This is a genomic window from Collimonas sp. OK607 (genome assembly GCF_900111995.1).
GTDB lineage: Bacteria > Pseudomonadota > Gammaproteobacteria > Burkholderiales > Burkholderiaceae_D > Collimonas.
Genome location: NZ_FOKF01000036.1, coordinates 1 through 18,276, shown reverse-complemented (window position 1 = coordinate 18,276; position 18,276 = coordinate 1). Strand labels below are relative to the sequence as shown.

General features: G+C 54.3%; 19 protein-coding genes. 10 read left to right on the top strand and 9 right to left on the bottom strand.

What is annotated here, in order from left to right:
• The first annotated feature begins 52 nt into the window (after positions 1–52).
• The gene (locus BM029_RS20115) at positions 53–1,456 is read left to right on the top strand and encodes a M20 family metallopeptidase (protein ID WP_092439090.1); all 1,404 of its coding nucleotides are present in this window, start codon (positions 53–55) and stop codon (positions 1,454–1,456) included.
• A gap of 71 nt (positions 1,457–1,527) precedes the next feature.
• On the top strand, positions 1,528–2,712 hold the full coding sequence (locus BM029_RS20110) for a M20 aminoacylase family protein (RefSeq protein ID WP_092439089.1): 1,185 nt from the start codon (positions 1,528–1,530) through the stop codon (positions 2,710–2,712).
• A gap of 7 nt (positions 2,713–2,719) precedes the next feature.
• On the opposite strand, the gene BM029_RS20105 is transcribed toward BM029_RS20110, so the two are convergent.
• Complete coding sequence (locus BM029_RS20105; protein WP_092439087.1) at positions 2,720–3,643, bottom strand: LysR family transcriptional regulator; 924 nt, start codon at positions 3,641–3,643, stop codon at positions 2,720–2,722.
• 127 nt (positions 3,644–3,770) lie between these two features.
• Here BM029_RS20105 and BM029_RS20100 point away from each other — a divergent pair, with 127 nt between their 5' ends.
• The 3 genes from BM029_RS20100 to BM029_RS20090 all read left to right on the top strand — a co-directional run bounded on the left by BM029_RS20100 (position 3,771) and on the right by BM029_RS20090 (position 5,620).
• The gene (locus tag BM029_RS20100) at positions 3,771–4,193 is read left to right on the top strand and encodes a VOC family protein (RefSeq protein WP_092439086.1); all 423 of its coding nucleotides are present in this window, start codon (positions 3,771–3,773) and stop codon (positions 4,191–4,193) included.
• Between the two features lie 26 nt (positions 4,194–4,219).
• Positions 4,220–5,164, top strand: coding sequence for an amino acid ABC transporter substrate-binding protein (locus BM029_RS20095; RefSeq protein ID WP_092439084.1), 945 nt, complete (start codon positions 4,220–4,222; stop codon positions 5,162–5,164).
• A gap of 141 nt (positions 5,165–5,305) precedes the next feature.
• Entirely contained in the window at positions 5,306–5,620 is a 315-nt protein-coding gene (locus tag BM029_RS20090) for a hypothetical protein (protein WP_092439082.1), read from the top strand.
• A gap of 51 nt (positions 5,621–5,671) precedes the next feature.
• Here BM029_RS20090 and BM029_RS20085 read toward each other — a convergent pair whose 3' ends face one another.
• The 7 genes from BM029_RS20085 to BM029_RS20055 all read right to left on the bottom strand — a co-directional run bounded on the left by BM029_RS20085 (position 5,672) and on the right by BM029_RS20055 (position 12,949).
• A complete protein-coding gene (locus BM029_RS20085) occupies positions 5,672–7,030 on the bottom strand; it encodes an amidase (RefSeq protein WP_244545142.1) in 1,359 nt (452 codons plus the stop codon).
• Between the two features lie 500 nt (positions 7,031–7,530).
• Positions 7,531–8,937, bottom strand: coding sequence for a glycerophosphodiester phosphodiesterase family protein (locus tag BM029_RS20080; protein WP_092439079.1), 1,407 nt, complete (start codon positions 8,935–8,937; stop codon positions 7,531–7,533).
• A gap of 121 nt (positions 8,938–9,058) precedes the next feature.
• A complete protein-coding gene (locus BM029_RS20075; RefSeq protein WP_092439077.1) occupies positions 9,059–9,481 on the bottom strand; it encodes an ACT domain-containing protein in 423 nt (140 codons plus the stop codon).
• A gap of 87 nt (positions 9,482–9,568) precedes the next feature.
• On the bottom strand, positions 9,569–9,976 hold the full coding sequence (locus BM029_RS20070) for a nuclear transport factor 2 family protein (protein ID WP_092439075.1): 408 nt from the start codon (positions 9,974–9,976) through the stop codon (positions 9,569–9,571).
• A gap of 191 nt (positions 9,977–10,167) precedes the next feature.
• Complete coding sequence (locus BM029_RS20065; protein WP_092439137.1) at positions 10,168–10,920, bottom strand: SDR family oxidoreductase; 753 nt, start codon at positions 10,918–10,920, stop codon at positions 10,168–10,170.
• A gap of 167 nt (positions 10,921–11,087) precedes the next feature.
• Positions 11,088–12,299: an MFS transporter gene (locus tag BM029_RS20060; RefSeq protein ID WP_092439073.1), complete on the bottom strand. Its 1,212-nt coding sequence runs from the start codon at positions 12,297–12,299 to the stop codon at positions 11,088–11,090.
• A 74-nt stretch (positions 12,300–12,373) separates the two neighbouring features.
• A complete protein-coding gene (locus tag BM029_RS20055; protein WP_092439071.1) occupies positions 12,374–12,949 on the bottom strand; it encodes a TetR/AcrR family transcriptional regulator in 576 nt (191 codons plus the stop codon).
• Between the two features lie 461 nt (positions 12,950–13,410).
• Between BM029_RS20055 and BM029_RS20050 the strand changes: the two genes are divergently transcribed.
• The 5 genes from BM029_RS20050 to BM029_RS20030 all read left to right on the top strand — a co-directional run bounded on the left by BM029_RS20050 (position 13,411) and on the right by BM029_RS20030 (position 17,514).
• Positions 13,411–14,019, top strand: a complete 609-nt coding sequence (locus BM029_RS20050) for a TetR/AcrR family transcriptional regulator (RefSeq protein ID WP_092439069.1) — start codon at positions 13,411–13,413, stop codon at positions 14,017–14,019.
• Positions 14,020–14,083: 64 nt separating this feature from the next.
• Positions 14,084–14,884, top strand: a complete 801-nt coding sequence (locus BM029_RS20045) for an SDR family NAD(P)-dependent oxidoreductase (protein WP_092439067.1) — start codon at positions 14,084–14,086, stop codon at positions 14,882–14,884.
• 37 nt (positions 14,885–14,921) lie between these two features.
• Positions 14,922–15,998, top strand: coding sequence for an alkene reductase (locus BM029_RS20040; RefSeq protein WP_092439065.1), 1,077 nt, complete (start codon positions 14,922–14,924; stop codon positions 15,996–15,998).
• A 4-nt stretch (positions 15,999–16,002) separates the two neighbouring features.
• Positions 16,003–16,416: a hypothetical protein gene (locus tag BM029_RS20035; RefSeq protein WP_092439063.1), complete on the top strand. Its 414-nt coding sequence runs from the start codon at positions 16,003–16,005 to the stop codon at positions 16,414–16,416.
• A 90-nt stretch (positions 16,417–16,506) separates the two neighbouring features.
• Entirely contained in the window at positions 16,507–17,514 is a 1,008-nt protein-coding gene (locus BM029_RS20030; protein ID WP_092439061.1) for an NADP-dependent oxidoreductase, read from the top strand.
• A 279-nt stretch (positions 17,515–17,793) separates the two neighbouring features.
• On the opposite strand, the gene BM029_RS20020 is transcribed toward BM029_RS20030, so the two are convergent.
• Positions 17,794–18,276 (bottom strand): IS66 family transposase (locus BM029_RS20020; protein ID WP_139217304.1); only part of this gene is annotated, 483 nt, incomplete at its 5' end.

The following is an 18,276-nucleotide window of genomic DNA, read 5'->3' as shown; positions in this document are numbered from 1 at the left end:
CTAACCTTGGCATCGGTTCAACGCCGATGCCGCCGTCAACCGAGGAAAATGTATGAGCAGAACAGAAGCTATCGCCAAGGCCAGTGCGTATTTCGACGACGGGCGATTCCGGGAAACCCTGGCGCGCCGTGTTGCGGTGCGTACCGAGAGCCAGGAAGCCGGCAGCGCGCCAATCCTGCTAGCCTATCTGGATGAACAGATCGTGCCTGAACTGACCGCGCTGGGCTTTAGCTGCCAGGTCGTCGCCAATCCGCAGGCTGGTGGCAGTCCCTTTCTGCTGGCCGAGCGGATCGAGCAGGGCGCCGCATTCACCGTTCTCACCTACGGTCACGGCGACGTCGTGCGCGGTTACGACAGCCAATGGCGCAGCGGCCTGAATCCTTGGGAAATCATAGTCGAGGGCGATCGCTGGTACGGCCGCGGCGCCGCCGACAACAAAGCGCAGCATACGATCAACTTCGCCGCGCTGGCGCAAGTGCTGGCGGTACGCCACGGCAAGCTCGGCTATAACGTCAAGGTGATCCTGGAGATGGGGGAAGAAATCGGCTCCCCCGGCCTGAAGGAAATTTGCGTACTGCACGCCGAGCGTCTGGCGGCCGATGTATTCATCGCATCCGACGGTCCGCGCGTTTCCGCCGCCAAGCCGACAATGTTCCTGGGCTCGCGTGGCGGCGTCAATTTCGATCTGCGGGTAAAGCTGCGCGATGGCGGGCATCACTCCGGCAACTGGGGCGGCCTGCTACGCAATCCCGGCGTGAGGCTGGCCAATGCGATCGCCAGCCTCATCGATGAGAGAGGATGCATCCGAGTCGCTCAGCTGTTGCCGGAAGGTTTGCCGCAGAGCGTGCGTGACGCGCTCGACGGCGTCGAGGTCGGCGGCTCTGTTGGCGATCCGGAAGTCGACAGCGACTGGGGAGAGCCGGGCCTGTCGCCGGCGGAACGCGTATTCGGCTGGAATACGCTGGAGGTGCTGGCGATGAAGACCGGCAACCCGGAAGCGCCGGTGAATGCGATTCCCGGCCATGCTTTCGCGCATTGCCAGATACGCTATGTGGTCGGCAGCGACAGCAAGAATTTCCTGGCGCACATCCGCAGCCATCTCGTTGCGCTTGGTTATGACGATGTCGAGGTCTTGCCATCCGGTATCCAGTTCGAGGCCACCCGTCTCGATCCGGACGATGCCTGGGTGCGCTGGGGCCTGGCCTCGATGCAACGCACCACCGGCACGGCGCCGACCTTGTTGCCCAATCTGGGTGGATCGCTGCCGAACGATGTCTTTGCCGATGTGCTGGGCTTGCCGACGCTATGGGTGCCACACTCCTATCCGGCATGCTCGCAACATGCGCCCAACGAACATATCCTGGCCAGCGTATCGCGCGAATCGCTACAGATCATGGCTGGCATGTTCTGGGATCTGGCCGAAGAGGGCGAGCAAGTCCATGCGCAAAGAGCATAAGGACGTGTAGCCTGGGAGGCTACAATTCACTCTTACGGTTTTGCGTCTTTCACAGGATATCGGGGCAAGCGATGAAACAGGAAATACAATATTGTCAGTTGGCGGACTTGAACGACGCAAAGGATGAATTGATCGGGATCAGGCGCCATATCCATCGACATCCGGAACTGTCGTATGAGGAATTCAATACCTCTGACCTGGTCGCGGCCAAGCTGCAAGACTGGGGCTATGCGGTCACGCGCAACATAGGCGGCACCGGCCTGGTGGGTACCTTGAGCGCGGGTGACAGCAAGCGCAGCATAGGCGTCCGCGCAGACATGGATGCCTTGCCCATCCATGAAAATACCGGATTGTCCTACGCCAGTTGCCACGATGGGAAAATGCATGCATGCGGACACGACGGGCACACCACGATGCTATTGGGAGCAGCCCGGCATCTGGCTCGCACCCGCAATTTCCATGGCACCGTCAACTTGATCTTCCAGCCGGCCGAAGAAGCCGGATCGAACAGCGGTGCCGAACAAATGCTGCGCGACGGCTTGTTCGAACGATTTCCCTGCGACGCCATTTTCGGCATGCACAATCATCCCGGCTTTCCGACCGGTACCTTCATGTTTCGCTCCGGCCCCTTCATGGCCGCCTGCGACACGGTGAAGGTTTGCATCACGGGCCGGGGAGGGCACGCAGCCCGGCCGCATCTGTCGATTGATCCTGTAGTGGTCGCCAGCAGCCTGGTGATGGCTTTGCAGACTATCGTTGCACGCAATATCGATCCGGCGGAGATGGCAGTGGTCACTGTGGGTGCACTGCACGCAGGTCATGCCGCCAATGTGATTCCGGAACAGGCCACGCTGGAAATGAGTGTGCGTTCATTCACCCCCGAGGTCCGCAGCCTGTTGGAACAGAGAATCCGCGCATTGATCGAGACGCACGCCGAAGGCTATGGCGCGCAAGCCGAGATCGAGTATATTCACGGCTATCCGGTGCTGGTCAATTCCGACTCTGAAACAGCATTCGCGATGCAAGTCGCTGAAGAGCTGGTTGGCTCGGAAAATGTGATATCACCGTTTCCAGCGATCGCTGGCAGCGAGGATTTCGCGTACTTTCTGCAACAACGTCCCGGCTGCTTCGTCCGGCTGGGGAACGGGGTGGGCAAGCCCATGCTGCATAACGCCGGTTACGATTTCAACGATGAAAATGTCACCGTCGGCGCGGCTTACTGGAGTCGGCTGGTTGAGCGGTTTTTGTCTCTTTAGCCGTTATTCAGCGCAGCCCTTTTGCAATATCGGATTTCAAATTCTCCAGGCTGCTGCTTCCCTTGGCGCTTGCTGCCTTGGAAATGCAATCGAGCAGCTTATCGACTGCGTCATTCGACACAGCAGTGACCCGCCGCAGCACGCCGATCTCTCGGAAGAATCCTGCGTCTCCTAGCGGTAAAACGCGCAGCTTCTTGCTCGACGCGCCTGCGGCGAGGTCGGAAGGGATGATGGCCACTCCGAGCCCTTTTCTGACCATCTCCATGATCACCATCGGTTCATCCAGTTCCATGGTGTCGTTTACATGCAGCCGAGTGCGTTTGAGATAACGGTCGACCAGCTGGCCGCCGTAAGAGCGCCGGCTATACCGCAGAAACGGATGTGCCGCGAGCAGGTCCCTGACAGAAGTCTCGCGCGCCGCCAGCGGCGCAATTGCGACGTAGGTTTCTCGCAGCATGGTGGCCCATTTTAAGCCCTTGGTCATTTTCAGATTGGGGCGAATCATGATCGCGAGCGACAAATCATTACTGTCGATTTGCGACATCAGCTGGACTGATGTTCCCGGCACTACATTGACTTCAACTAACGGAAAATATTTCCGGAAATCGGCCAGCGCTGCCGGCAGCAAGCTCAGTTGAACGGTAGAGATCGCGCCGATATCTATTTTTCCTCGGGTAGCGGCGACTTCGGTCTGTCCTTTCATGGATTCAAAAAGCCTGATGATTTCCTCCGAAGTACGCAGCAACTGCTTGCCATGATCGCTGACGGTGACCGACTTGCCCACACGCGTGAAAAGTTCGCAATTCAATTCATCTTCGAGGCGCCTGATCTGCATGCTCACGGCAGACTGCGTCAAGCCAAGCCTGGCGCCGGCAGTCGAGAACGACCCCAGTTGTGCTGCAGCGATAAAGGTCTTCAGATAGCGAATCATGCTTATGAAAAATTTGAATTAGGCGGATTAAAAATGATGATTTTACATCATTAATTTGTATATATAGACTGTGTTACATCCTTGCAGCATTCAACAACCAGTCAACATTTAGGAAAGAGAATTCAATATGACATCGACATCACTATTCCATTTGGCATTCCCCGTGAACGACATAGCCGAGGCGCGTGCCTTTTATGGCGATCTGTTGGGTTGCCCTGAAGGCCGCAGTTCCGAGAAATGGGTGGATTTCAATTTTTATGGACATCAACTGGTGGCGCACCTGGCTCCAGACGAAAGCGGGCATAGCGTGAGCAATTCGGTGGATGGCCATGATGTGCCATCACGGCATTTCGGAGCGATCTTGTCCTTGCCCGATTGGGAGGCTCTGGCTGAGAAGCTGAAAGCCGCCAACATTAAATTCATCATCGAGCCGTATATTCGTTTCAAGGGAGAGGTCGGCGAGCAGGCCACGATGTTTTTCCTGGATCCGTCCGGTAATGCATTGGAATTCAAATCGTTTGCCAACATGGATTACATCTTCGCAAAATAATAATTGAAATCATCAGGGAATAAGAAATGAAAAAACTCATGCTGGCGCTGTGCCTCATCGGCGGCCAAACGGTGCAATCGAGTCACGCCGAAGAACTGAGCGGGACGCTGAAGAAAATCAAGGAGAAGGGCGAGATTGTGCTCGGGGTTCGCGATTCGACCAAGCCATTTTCCTATCTGAACGATAAACAGGGCTATGAAGGCTATGCGATCGACTTGTGTCTTTCCATCGCCAAGACCATACAGCGCCAGCTCGGCATGTCGCAACTGAATATCTCATTGTTGCCGGTAACATCGTCAAGCCGCCTTCCCCTTATTCAAAACGGCACGGTCGATATTGAATGCGGCAATACGACCAACACGGCAGAACGTCAGAATATCGTGGAATTCTCGCCTACGTTCTACGTTAGCGGTTCCCGCCTCCTGAGCAAGCGCAGCAGCAACGTGCAGACGCTGGCCGATCTTCGCGGCAAGAAGCTGGCAATCAACAGCGGCGCTACCCATATCAAGATGATCACCATACTCAATAATGAGCAGAAGCTTGGCATCGATATTGTCTCGGCACGCGATACTGCAGAGGGAGTTCTGCTAGTCGAGACCGGGCGGGTTGCGGCTTTCGTAAATGACGATATTGTGCTCGCTTCGCTGGCCGGTGGTAGCAAAATGAAGGATGAACTGGTCGTTGGCAAAGATGCGCTTTCCGTCGAGCCGTTCGGACTAATCTATCGCAAGAACGATCCGGCTTTGAAACAGGTGGTCGATAGCAGCATCACGAACATCTTCAAATCCGGGGACATCAACAAACTCTATGCAAAATGGTTTCAATCGCCGGCGCTACCGCATGGCCAGAATCTGAACTGGCCGATGAGCCCTGAAACTCAGGCGGCCATCGCGAAGGTGACCAACTCATCCAATCCAGCCGACTACGCACCGTTGCCAAAGGAACAGCTGTCTGTGGCCAGGAAGAAGTGATTCGTCTTGATATTTCGAGGATGGGATTGGCTGTGATCGACTGACAAGGAGGGGGAGGGGCTGTACGTTTCGCAGTTGTAATCACGATGATTAACATTACTTCTTGTTAACGATAAAATGCCTGTCAGCCAAGGGGGCATTATGGAAATTTCATCAACTGCGATCGTTGCTGTGCTAACCGGGGTGCTCATGGGGCTAATCGGTTGGTATTACGGTAAAAAACAAAAAAACCGGCAAGAGTCAGATATTCCTCATGAAGTAACCGCACTTACTCGAAGTCTTGTTACTAGCAAAGCTGGCGCAGATCGCACCAGTGCACTGATTCGTGCCTGCGATGGGGATCGCAAGCAGGCTGAGCGTTTGATCCAGGACGAAAAAGAAAAAATGCGTGGTCTTTCGCATGCGGACGCGGTTCGGCGGGCGCTGGAGCGATTGATCGAGGCTCGGACCAGATAACCGTTTACATCCTTCCCGGCTCGACCAAACGGTCTTGCCGGGAAGCCAACGTCAGCTTCGAGACGGAGAAACAACGGCTTCCACGGCGCGTCCTACCGAGAGGATGTGGTGATCGGTATTTTGAATACCCGCAATCATAATTCCGACCGGTGCGTCGCCAGCTTGATGGCATGGCACCGAGAGCGCACAGCCGTCGAACAAGTTGACCACCGATGGGTTACGCAGCATGCGTCCGTTAATGCGATAGTAACTTTCGTCGTCCTTGATCACATCGGCGATGGGAGGGGCAATATCAGGTGTTGTCGGCATCAGCATCGCATCATAACCAGCCGCGGCCCAGTTAATCGACAGGATGAATTCGCGCCGGAGGGTTAGAAGTTCAATATAGTCTGGCGCGCTGATGGTCTCGCCGGTTTTGATTCGCGCGAGTACTCTCGGATCGTATTTATCTGCCCCGTCTTTAATATATTTGCGATGCCACGCATAGGCCTCCGAAGCAGTGATCATGCCTCGTGGATTGATGTTCGGCGCCTGTGCGAACTCAGTCATCGGCAATTCAACGATGATTGCTCCCGCTGCCGATAGACGTGCCAACGCGGTCGTGAATGCACGCGCTACAGGATCGGATAAATCATTCTGGAAGAATGTCTTCGGCACTGCGAATCGCAGTCCGCGCAACGCGGGCGTGTGAGGTACTCGCACGGTCTCGCCTGTGAGTACAGCATCCAGCAACGCACAGTCGGCAACACTCCAGGCGATCGGGCCTACCGAGTCCAAGGTGGTCGATAGTGGCATCACGCCTTCGCGCGGCACGCGACGTTGCGTCGGCTTGAATCCGACCAAGCCGTTAAGCGCGGCAGGAATGCGCAGCGAGCCGCCGGTATCGGTTCCGATAGCGCCGGCAGCCATGCCGTCAGCGACCGATATGCCGCCGCCTGATGTCGAACCGCCGGGAATGCGGCCGGTAGCACGATCATAAACATTCTTCGGAGTGCCGTAGTGTGGATTGATACCCAACCCTGTGTAGGCGAATTCAACCGTATTGGTGCGCCCGATGATGACAGCACCGGCCTTACGCAATCGAGCCACTACGGCCGAATCGACCAGCGCTGGAGGCTGGCCTACCAGAACTGTGGAGCCTCCCAGGGTGGTATGTCCGGCCTCGTCGAGCAGATCTTTGATTGAAATAGGAATGCCGGCAATCGGGGAGGCGACAATTCCACGACGACGCTGCGCATCGATCTCGGTCGCAACTGTACGCGCCTGCTCGGCGTAGACAGTCATGAAGGCGCGTGAACCTTCTCCATTTGGATCGTTGATGGCGGCTAGTGCTTCTTCAACTAATTGGCGGCTGCTCAAGGAGCCGGCAGCGAGTCGACGGGACATTTCCGTCATTGAAATGTGCCCCATGGCAGTACTGGCAGTTGTTCGCGCAAAAGCCCCTGGTGCGATTGTGCCGACTCCCGCAAGGGCTGCGTACTTGCCAGTTTTCTGCAGGAAATGACGTCGTTGGATATCCATTTGTCTCCTTTTTTAATTTATTGGGCAAGGCTTTCGTGCGTCCTTGCTATTTATCAACATGCACATGCTATGCCAGGATTGCATAAAATGATAAGCGCATGAAAAATATAGCTTTTTGTGGCGCCACAAGGCGACTTAGCTCATTGAAATGGATGGAAAATCGCACGCAATGGGATAACAAGTCTGGAAAAAGTGACTAAATTGTTGTCATGAAGACCTGAAGGAATCAGGTTTTGAGGGATGTTAAGACAGGGTTGCGGCGTTCACGAGGGTATGGCGGGCGGATCAAACTGAGCGGGGTAGCTCGGCAAGCAAAGAATACTGAGCGTTTATTAAAAGGCCGCCTCAAGCTGTTTAGCATGAGGCGCCAAAGACATCAATACTATCAATTACCGTGTTATTTCTTTAAGGTAGGCGGCGCGCGCAGAAAATGCGGTTGGCGTGAAATCCGTAAATACGCCATCAACACCAGCTCGGTAAAAAGCCAGGTACTCTGCCGTTGGATCCCCCTTGTAGACTCCTGCCAGGTATTTAGCTTCGTTGCGGAAGGTGAAAATATGAACGAACAAACCAGCCTTATGCGCATCGCTAATCAAGCTGGTTGGTTTGATGGTGTCGACCTCAGCTAAGCTAGCTCTGGACGACGAATCTCGCGCCGAAGCAGCGGTGAGCGACATTGCCTGCGGCTTCCACGGACCGATGCCGTCGGCGTAGGTTTTGACTTCGGCCAATCCTGCCGGTGTAAGCATCGCACCGAAGGAGCGAGGGTCGCCCGCTACGGTCCAGCTATATGGGCGGCCGCTAACGAAAGTGTTGGGTTTATCAGTGATGAAAATGGTTTCGCCGGTCTTGAAGTTCATGCCGTTTCCATCGACTAACTGAACGGCTTTGGATTTCAGGCCGATAGAGCGCAGGTATTTCAAGCTGGCTGGATCAAAGCTTTGTACGAAGACGGGGGCGTCTTTGCGATTGAGATCGTTATCTTTGAGCGCTTTGAGAAAAGCCTCCTCAAACGGATGGCTGCCCGGTGCGCCGCAACCATTGGCAATGGCTTGGGCATTGTTCCAGATCGGATTTTTACTTTCTGGATAAGTTGTAATGAGGCGACCTGTAGCTGCGCTTTTCGCTTTTGCGATATTGATCACTTCCTGGAAACTTAAAATCGGCAACTTGCCGTTCAGATCGGTTGGGCGCTGGTCGCGGGCATCATAAGTGGTGCCGCCGAACCATTGCCTGAGTTCAGCCATCGTGAAATCGCTGATTGACCAGTCGTTGGTATGGTCTTCGCCATCAACGACTAATGATTTCAATACTGATTTTGGATCGTTGGGATTGGTCAAGTCGCTCAGATACTGAGTTGGGCCATTACCCGGCATCGCTGGGTATTTCACATTAACCAATACGCCTGGGACGGTGCGCTTGCGGGCTGCAACAATGGCGTTCGTTTTCGCCACTTCAGCGACGTTTGTGTTATCGCTCAGCCATGGGTTGTGTCGCGCCACCAACAAGCAGTCTTTAGTCATGTGCAGATCCAATTCAAGCGAATCTGCGCCTGCGTCTGCCGCGTTCTCGTAGGAAGCCCGAGTCTCTTCAGGATACAAACCGGGTAAACCGCGGTGGCCGATGACTAGAGGACGTGTACCGTCAAGTGTTTTGAAAGAGCCGGATGCTGTTGCACCTGTGGTAGATAAATCACCACTTGTACTGCTGCAAGCAGTTACGAGCAGGCCAGATCCAATAACGATGGAGCGGGCCAGGAATTTAGTGGTGAAGAGGGGACCCAGGCGGATGTACATGAGTAGTCTTTCATAGACAAGAGGAAATAGATATCCGGGATATATTAGCCTCGGCACACGACAACGTAATGACGATACAAGGAAGGGAGGATTGATTTCCTTCCGTATTCGGTTTGATTTTTTACGAAACGACTTTGCTGGCATGGCATTGCGCCAGTCTAGTCAACACTGTTAAGGCCTCGTCGACACGCGACGCTGGCACAAATACATGATCGTGAAAATAGGCGGCAACCACATTGGCGCTGATGCCAGACTTGCTCAGTTCTGTCGCCACGGAGGCAGTTAGCCCGACAGCAGCGAGGCTGGAATGGACATTAAGCGTAATCATGGCGAACGCACCTTCGTAAGCCAGTTGAGCGTGGTCGGCAGCTTGCTTGTCCAGAATCAGCGTCAATCCTTCTTTTTCTTGAAACGATGCAATCGGCGCCAATGTCGCATACATACCGTAACTTGCATGTGGAATGGAACAGAAAACAAACAAACCTGGGCTCGCAAGCGGGCTCATGGAGGCCAGTAATGTGTCGAGATCGGTGACGGCGCACATCGGCAAGATATGATTGATTTGTGATCTGCCATGTTACACGACTTGAAAAGAAAGAATAAAATCTGTCGAAATTTCATCTCTGATAATTCAAAGTTCTTCAGGAAATTTGTTGCCGAACATGGGAAGGCCGCTCTTTGATTCCTCATGCGAAGCCTCGTCTTGAATGACGTCCCAATGCTCGACCAGAATGCCATCGACGATGCGTAGAATGTCTGCCGCGATCCAGTTCTTCGGCCGGCCATGACCAGAAAATCGCCCGTGGACTATCACGAAATCGCCATCGGCGACAATCACGCCAGGTTCGTACTTCAGCGTAGCTGGAACGCTTTTGATGAGATTGAACAGGCCGTCGCGGCCGGGTTCAATATGAGCGCTGTGCTGGATGTAATTGGGCGACCAATAGCGTTCGCATGTCACGTAATCACGCTTGTTAAACAAGGTGTCGAATGCCTCAAGGACAAGTGCTTTATTTTTCGTTTCAATCGTTTCATTCATTTTGTTCTCCAAATTCACGGTTATGCTCTCAGCCGCAAAGATACCTGCACTGTTTATCAAAAAGAACCTTCGCAGACCACGCCGCAGTTTGATCTCAAGCCACATTGGGACGGCGACGATGTGCACAGAGGACTCAACTCGAAAGGTGATCGCAACAACGCATCATCGTCGCTCGCCACAGCGATCTCCGCTCAATGTGGCGGTTGCTCCATCGTGTCGTTGAACTGAATTACAAGCGCAGCCTCGCCCGGTCCCGGGTTATTGCGCAGCGTCTTTGTGCCTTCCACCAATACCTCCTCCGTGTCTGTCCCAAGGATCTTGATGGTTTCGTCGATGAACTGCGCCAGAGGCATCGCCCGAGGTTCGTCATTACTATTCAGCAGGTCCGTCTGCACCCAGGGCGGAGCTAACTCCAGCACCTTCACCGAACTGTCTTTCAACTTGTAGCGCAGCGATTGGGTATACGAGTGTATGGCTGCCTTGGTGGAGGAATACACCGCCGTCATCGCCAGTGGTACAAACCCGAGTACCGACGATACATTGATGACAATAGCCGCATCCTGTTTCTTCAAATGCTCGATCAGCGCCGACGTCATCCGGATCGGCCCCATCAGATTGGTGGTGATGGTCGACACCAGGAGACCTTCATCGATTGTGCTCGCGGCATCGTCGATCTGCATGATGCCCGCATTGTTGATCAGCACATTAAGCTTTGGGTGCTCTGCAATCAGTTTTGTTGCGACCGCTGCGATGCTGGCAGGATCCTCAACATTGAGTTCCACCGACTGCATGCCGGGATTCGCCTTGGTTACCTCAGCCAGATGGCCCTTACGCCGGCCGGAGATGATTACCTGGTTTCCCAGTTTGTGCAAAGCCTCTGCCAAGCCGCGCCCAATTCCTGAACCACCACCGGTAATAAAGATAGTATTTCCACTCAGTTTCATTTTCTGTTCCTCTTGTTTGGTTTGTTTAAGTACAATTTGCAGCAGGGCGCGCTCTGGCCCGTTCGTCAACCGGGGCGTTCCCAGTCGATCTTCCTACCGTCTCATGAATTCGTCATGTCGTTCCCCCCTGTGATCTGTTGGAGTCATCAGTTGTGTTTAAGCGCCACTCAAGCCAACTCGACCTTGAGTACATTCCGGCGGGTCGTACCCAATGTCAGTAATAAAGAAGAAGCGACGAATGTCGCCGCAACCAAGCCCAGGTTCGACACGCGGCTGTAAGCTAGGGTGAGGGAGCCAACCCCGGCGCCAAGTGAAAAGCCGAGATACATGAACGAGGCATTCAGCGAAAGGGCAATCGGTGCGACCTTGATCCCTGCTATGGCCATCAAGCGAGCTTGTTGGGCGGGGTAAAAGGCCCACGCAGCTATTCCCCAAACGGCTACGGCAACGAACACAGGTGCAATCGCCATGGTTTGCGGAAGAAGATGAGCTGTTGCTGAGAGCGTCAAGAAGGAAACAACCATAAAGAAGAGTGCGGGCAGAATGACGGAACGGAAGCCGAACTTGTCATTTGCCGTCCCGCCAAGCGCCACGCCTATCGCCGCAGCCACGCCCCACATAAACAACACGTAGCCAACATGCTCGCCTTGAATAGTGGTCACTGTTTGAACAAACAGAGCGAGGTAGGTATAGACAGTGTATCCACCCAACGCCCAGAGCGTCGTGCCCAACAACGCCAGCAATACCGCCGGTTGCCGTGCGACGTTAATTCGCTCGCGCAGGCTGGCGACGGGTAGTCCCGCTCCAATACTCCCTGGCAATCCCAGACTCAGCCCTGCGGTTGCGATAGCTGCGACCATGGCAAGGCCAACGAAAGTCATGCGCCATCCGAATTTGTTGGCGATGAAGGTTCCCAATGGGACGCCGAGAGCAATTGCAACCGTAAGTCCACCATTGACGATGGCCAGAGCGCTTCCTCGTCGCTGCGGAGTAACCAGGGCTCCCGCGAGAGCATTCGCACTTGGAACGTACAAACCTGCCGCAAACGCAAGTAGAATGCGCGCGCCCATCAAAGACCAATAACCGGTTGCGCTCCAGGCTAAGAGATTAGCCAGCGTGAACGCGCACATAGAAAAGATAAGCAGCCTGCGGCGATTAACGCCGCTCGAAAGCGCCGTTAAGATTGGCGAACTAATTGCATATGCGAAAGCGAAGGCTGCCACAAGCTGTCCTGCGACCGAGACACTTATAGACAAGTCTGTGGCGATCGAAGGTAGTATCCCTGCAATCATGAACCCCTCGGCGCCAACAGCGAAAGTACCCAGCGCCAGCAAGTAGAGTGGGGCATTCGTCGATGTGGCGGAATTTTCAGCAGTCATGTAAATCTCCTTTAATATGACCGGTCATCTTAAAAAAGTCAGAAAAAAAACCAAAAACTGTTTGCGACAGGGGGTCAGACCAGAATTTTACGAAACGTCACATCCATGAACGTATCAAATGCATCGCGACTCCGTTCAACTTTCGCCCTTAAGGTCGCCCCCTCCCACGCATTGAGCAAAAATCCCGCGAGTGTCCGCGCGCTCAGTTCATTCCCTATCGAGTGATCGGCTTGGCCGGCAGCAACGGTCGCCCCAATAGTGTTGGTCCAAGCTTCATACACTCGAGCCAACTCGCTTCTGATGATCGGGCTTTGATCCGACAGTTCAGCGCTAAAATTGCCGAGTAAGCAACCTTGTTCAAAGTCGAGGCTAACGATCATTTCATTGAGTCCAACAAAATACTGTCTCAATCGTTCCACTGGCGCGATTGACTGATCTTTCAATACATCCCGCAAGTTGCCGCGTGTTCCATAATAGGCCACGATCTCCGCTCCGAGCACTTCCTTGCTCTCGAAGTGGTTGTAAAACGACCCCTTCGGCACACCGGCTGCAACAGTAATGTCTTGCACGCTGCAACCATTGAAACCCTTCTCGGGGAGGAGTTTTAATGCTGCTTCGAATATATGATCGTGTACGTTTGGCTTTGGCATGCAAATACAATATGACCAGTCATCTCATTTGTCAAGCAAGATTCGTCAGATTTTTTAATGTTCAGGAAGCAGCGATGTATAGTTGATTCCGCGAAGCACTACATATTGCACGGACAATTGGGTTGGTTGGACTGAAAGGGAAACCGCGGTAATCCATGCAGACTTTATTAAAACTCGACAGACTTTATTCTTTAGCGCTCTAATGTAATTGTGTCGGCGCAAAATTCCATCTAACTCATTGATTTATATGGGAGCCATATTTTTCGCTCGATAGTTTTAGATTAAAAATTGTTTACGAAAATCTAGCGGGGAATAACCGACTTTACGTAACCCCCAAGGGGAAGTGCGGGTAGATATTAGTAATCTAACGCTATCGGGCAAAACAATCGCTAGCAGCCCTGTCAGGCGCCGCAATTGTCCTTTCCGAATCGGTGCGTGTGCAGATTAATTTGAAATGGTATATGATGATCATCATGAGAACGAAATCTACAAAACAAACCGCCGTCGGCCGCAAAGAAGCCACACACGAACGTATCCTGGAGGTGGCCGCACGCGCCATCCGCCGCAGCGGCTACAGCGGTACTGGCGTAGCCGACATCATGAAAGAAGCGGGGCTGACGCACGGCGGTTTTTACGCTCACTTCGAATCGCGCGACGCTTTGCTGGCCGAGGCAGGGGACCGTGCCGGTGCCGAATCAGTGGCATTGGCGGCGCGCGTGGCGGCGACCGCACCACCGGGGCAAGCGCTGCAGGCCATGATGCAGGCTTATTTGTCGTCGGAGCATATAGGGGCTATCGAGACGGGTTGCCCAGTCTCGGCGCTGGGTTCGGAAATGCCGCGCCAAGCGCCGGAGGTGCGACGTGCCGCAACCATTCACATCAAGGAAATGATCGATTTGTTCGCACGCCAGTTGCCCGATTGGGGGCAGCCGCAGGCGCACGAGCAGGCGATGGCGCTGGTCTGTGCCTTGATTGGCACTACCATGATTGCGCGTGCCGTTGACGACCCTAAGTTATCCGCGGCGCTGTGCGCAGCTGCACTGAAGCAATTTACACCGGCTGCTGTTTGAGTTTATCGGTAGTTTTTTACATTTAAATATGACGATCATCATATATATTTCACATTAAGGGTTAATAATGTCTACTTCTTCTCGAAAAATTGCAGTTGTAACCGGTGCGTCGTCGGGCATCGGCGCGGTCTATGCCGACCGCTTGGCCAAACGGGGCTATGACCTGGTGCTTGTTGCGCGTCGCGCGGAGCGCTTGCAGTCGCTAGCTGTCAAGATTGCAAAAGCACACGGCGTGAGGATCGCGCCAATGATCGCCGACCTTGAAACGGAGGCTGGTCAGACCAGTGTCGAGCAATTTCTCTCCAGCAATCCGGCGGTCAGCGTCTTGGTAAACAATGCTGGCATCGCTCGACTCGCCTCGATCTCAGACAGTCCTTTACAGGACTCTTTGTCCCAGATCACGTTGAACATTACGGCATTGACGCGTTTGACACATGCAGTCCTGCCTGGGCTGAAGTCACGTAATGAAGGCGTGATCATCAACATTTCCTCCGTCATGGCGCAAAACTCTCTGCCTATCAGTTCCGTATATAGCGGAACCAAAGCGTTCGTTCTTGCGTTCAGTCGCGGACTTCAGCAAGAACTAGCCGATACCGGTGTGAAGGTGCAGGTTGTGCTCCCCGCAGCCACGGCCACAGAGGTCTGGGACCACTCCGGCGTGCCCCTGGCAGCGCTTGCCCCTGAGTCCGTCATGTCGACGGAGGATCTGGTGGACGCGGCCTTGTCCGCGCTTGATAAAGGCGAAAACATCACCTGGCCGTCGGTGGCTGACACGGAAGTAATCGAGCGATTTGAATCAGCCCGCCTTGCACTTTTCGCTACCTCACAAACCGGCAAGGTCGCACAACGCCTTCTACCTATCTGATTTTGCAAACGAAATTCTATTTAAAGGATCACCGAAAATGCTATTTGACACCTTCTCTCTACGTGCCATCAATCTCAGCAATCGGGCTGTGATGTCTCCGCTCACGCGCAGTCGCGCCGTCGAGAACAACACGCCGAACGGTCTGATGGCCACTTATTACTCCCAGCGTGCCTCCGCCGGCCTCATCATTACTGAGGGCACCTCGCCATCGCCGAACGGTTTGGGCTACGCGCGCATACCGGGATTATTCAATGATGCCCACGTACAAGGCTGGAAACTCGTAACGGATGCAGTCCACGCCAAGGGTGGCAAGATTGTCGTGCAGTTGATGCATACCGGGCGAGTGAGCCACCTGGCAAACCTGCCGACCGGGGCCGAGGTACTGGGCCCATCATCCGATACATGCCCCGGCGAGATGTGGACCGATAGCCAGGGGAGCCAGCTGCACACGCCGCCACGCGAGATGACCGAGGCCGACATCGCGGCTGCGATTCACGAATTTGCAACCGCCGCACGCCTGGCCATCGATGCCGGCTTCGACGGCATCGAGCTGCACGCCGCCAACGGATATTTGCTCGAACAATTCCTGAATGCCAATATCAACCATCGAACCGATGGTTACGGAGGCACACCCGAAGAGCGTAACCGACTCGTGCTTGAGGTCGTCCGCGCCACAGCAAAGGAGATCGGCGCCGAACGAGTCGGCATCCGCTTATCGCCATATGGGGTTTTTAACGCCACCGGACCCTCCGCGGATGTGGATGAGCAGTATGTGACGCTGGTGAAGGAGCTCTCCGCATTCGGCCTCATGTACGTTCACATCCTGGATCACTCGGCGATAGGCGCTCCGCCTGTTCCAGCCAAGCTGAAGGCCGATCTGCGAGTCGCGTTCAGCGGCGCCTTCATCCTTGCCGGCGGATTCGACAAAGATAGCGCGGAGCAAGCGCTGATTGAGGGCCACTCGGATCTGATAGCGATGGGCCGGGCTTTTTTGGCCAACCCCGACCTGATCGACCGCATGCGCCAAAACGAAGCGTTGAACAGCCCAGATCCAAGCACGTTCTATACGCCTGGACCGCAGGGCTATACGGACTATCCGGCGCTCGCAGGCTAAGTCCATGAAGCTGAACTTCCAAGGCCTCGCGATCTTGTCTGCGCTCGTTTTCTTGGTTTTAGCGCTCACCTGGATGTTAGCGCCCGATCTCCTGTTGTCAGACTGGGGTGTTGAATTCACATCTTCAGCCGGATTGGTCAGTCGGCGTGCAGCAGCGCTGTATGCAGGAATCGCCGTCATGTTGTTCTCAGCCAGAAATGCTGAGCCATCAGTGGGCAGATCAGCGCTGATCAAAGGAGTTGTGGTTGCCTGTTTTATGCTCGCGGCACTGGGGGTTTTGGAGTTTAAGGCGGGGAACGCCACTCCCAGAATCCTGATAGCCGTTTTCATCGAACTCGCGTTCATGCTAGCGCTCCTGTATGTGGGGTGCGGCCATCCCGCACAGTCGGACACCAGCCATCGGCGCAGGAAAGCTTAAGTCAGCAATGACCGCCTGCTTTGCGATTTGGATAACGTCTTCGCCAGTACTTGAACAGCAGGCTTATTTAACGAAACAAGGAAGGCAATAATGAAAGCACTTATTTTGAAAAAATACGGTGGCGCCGGCCAGCTCGTGTTCGCCGACATTCCCCGGCCGACGATCAAGCCGGACGAAATTCTGGTCCAGGTTCACGCCGTCGGTCTCAATCCGATTGATTACATGATTCCAAAAGGAACGTTTAAGCCCATCCTCAAGTTTCAGCTGCCGGCCACGATGGGGAGTGACCTCGCCGGTGTCGTGGTGGAAGTCGGGAGCGGCGTTAGCCGTTTTAGGGTGGGCGATGCCGTATTCGCCAGTATCTTTGATCTTGGTACTGGCAGCCTCGCTGAATTTGCTGTTGTACCTGAACATGCAGCTGCACTTAAACCGGTAAAACTGGATTTTGTGCAAGCCGCCTCGATCCCGATGGTCGGACTCGCATCATGGCAGGCGTTCAATGAGCGTGCAAAGATCAAGCCTGGACAGAAGGTATTTGTCCCTGCGGGGGCGGGCGGCATTGGCACCTTCGCTATCCAGTTGGCGAAACACCTCGGCGCCACGGTAGGAACTACCACCAGCACAGGTAACGTGGATCTGGTACGTAGCCTTGGCGCTGATGAAGTGGTTGACTACAAGAAGCAGGAATTTGAGAAAGTGCTGCGGGGTTATGACGCCGTACTGGGTACGATCAGGGGAGACGGGCTCGAAAAGGCGCTGCAGATTGTGAAGCCAGGGAGCAATGTCGTCTCGCTAATCGGTCCGCCGGATGCAACCTTCGCTCGCGCGCGCGGAATGAATTTTTTAATGAAGTTCGTGTTCGCTCTGCTGAGCAGTAAGATCATTCGCCTCGCGAAAAAGCATGATGCCAGCTATTCATTCCTGTTTATGCGCCCTGACGGCCTCCAACTCGCAAAAATCGGTGAACTTCTCGAGGAATCGCATATCCGCCCGGTGATTGATAAAGTATTTCCGTTCGTTCAAGCGAAGGAGGGACTGGCGTATCTCGAAACGGGTCGAGCCAAGGGGAAGGTCGTTGTGCAGATTATAAAGATGTGACCACGCCTGCAGCCATTAATTGATATCAGCAGTGGTAGCTGGCGCGGACATCATTGCGCCTGCAGCACAACCTCATCCATGGAGAATTTTGCGATGCTAACTTTGAAAAAAAAACAGGTGTCGTCGGATTTACTCTGACCACACTACTGATGGCGTCGGCGGCTTGGGCCGACGATGCGCCGCCCATTGGCCTCCGAAAAAACATCGGTAATCTTATTACTTTTGTAAGCGGCTGGTAAAGTCATGTTGACGGATACCGCCAATAGCAAATGCGTTCTACTACGCGTTGACTGGCGGGTTGTGCTTCCAGCGGTGGGGTAGCAGATCTGCGATCTCGCTGGCTTTATGCGTCGGCAAGCGCGTGAGCACGTCTTTCAGGTAGGCATATGGATCGTGCCCGTTGAGTTTGGCCGACTGAATCAAGCTCATGATGGCAGCGGCCCGTTTCCCAGCTCGTAGCGATCCGACAAATAGCCAATTGCCGCGACCGATTGCCACCGGTCTGATTTGATTCTCAATCCAATTATTGTCTATGGGAACATTGCCATTATCCAGGAAGCGCACCAGCGCATCCCAGCGCTTGAGGCTGTAGTCCAATGCTTTAGCGATGGCAGATCCTTCCGGCACCAGCCGGCGTTGATTCTGCATCCACGCGTACAACCTGTCAGTGATCGGCTTTGCCCGGGTCTCGCGAATTTGACGTCGCTCTTCGGGAGCGAGTGCTATGACCTCTCGCTCAATGTCATAAAGGGCCGTGAAGAA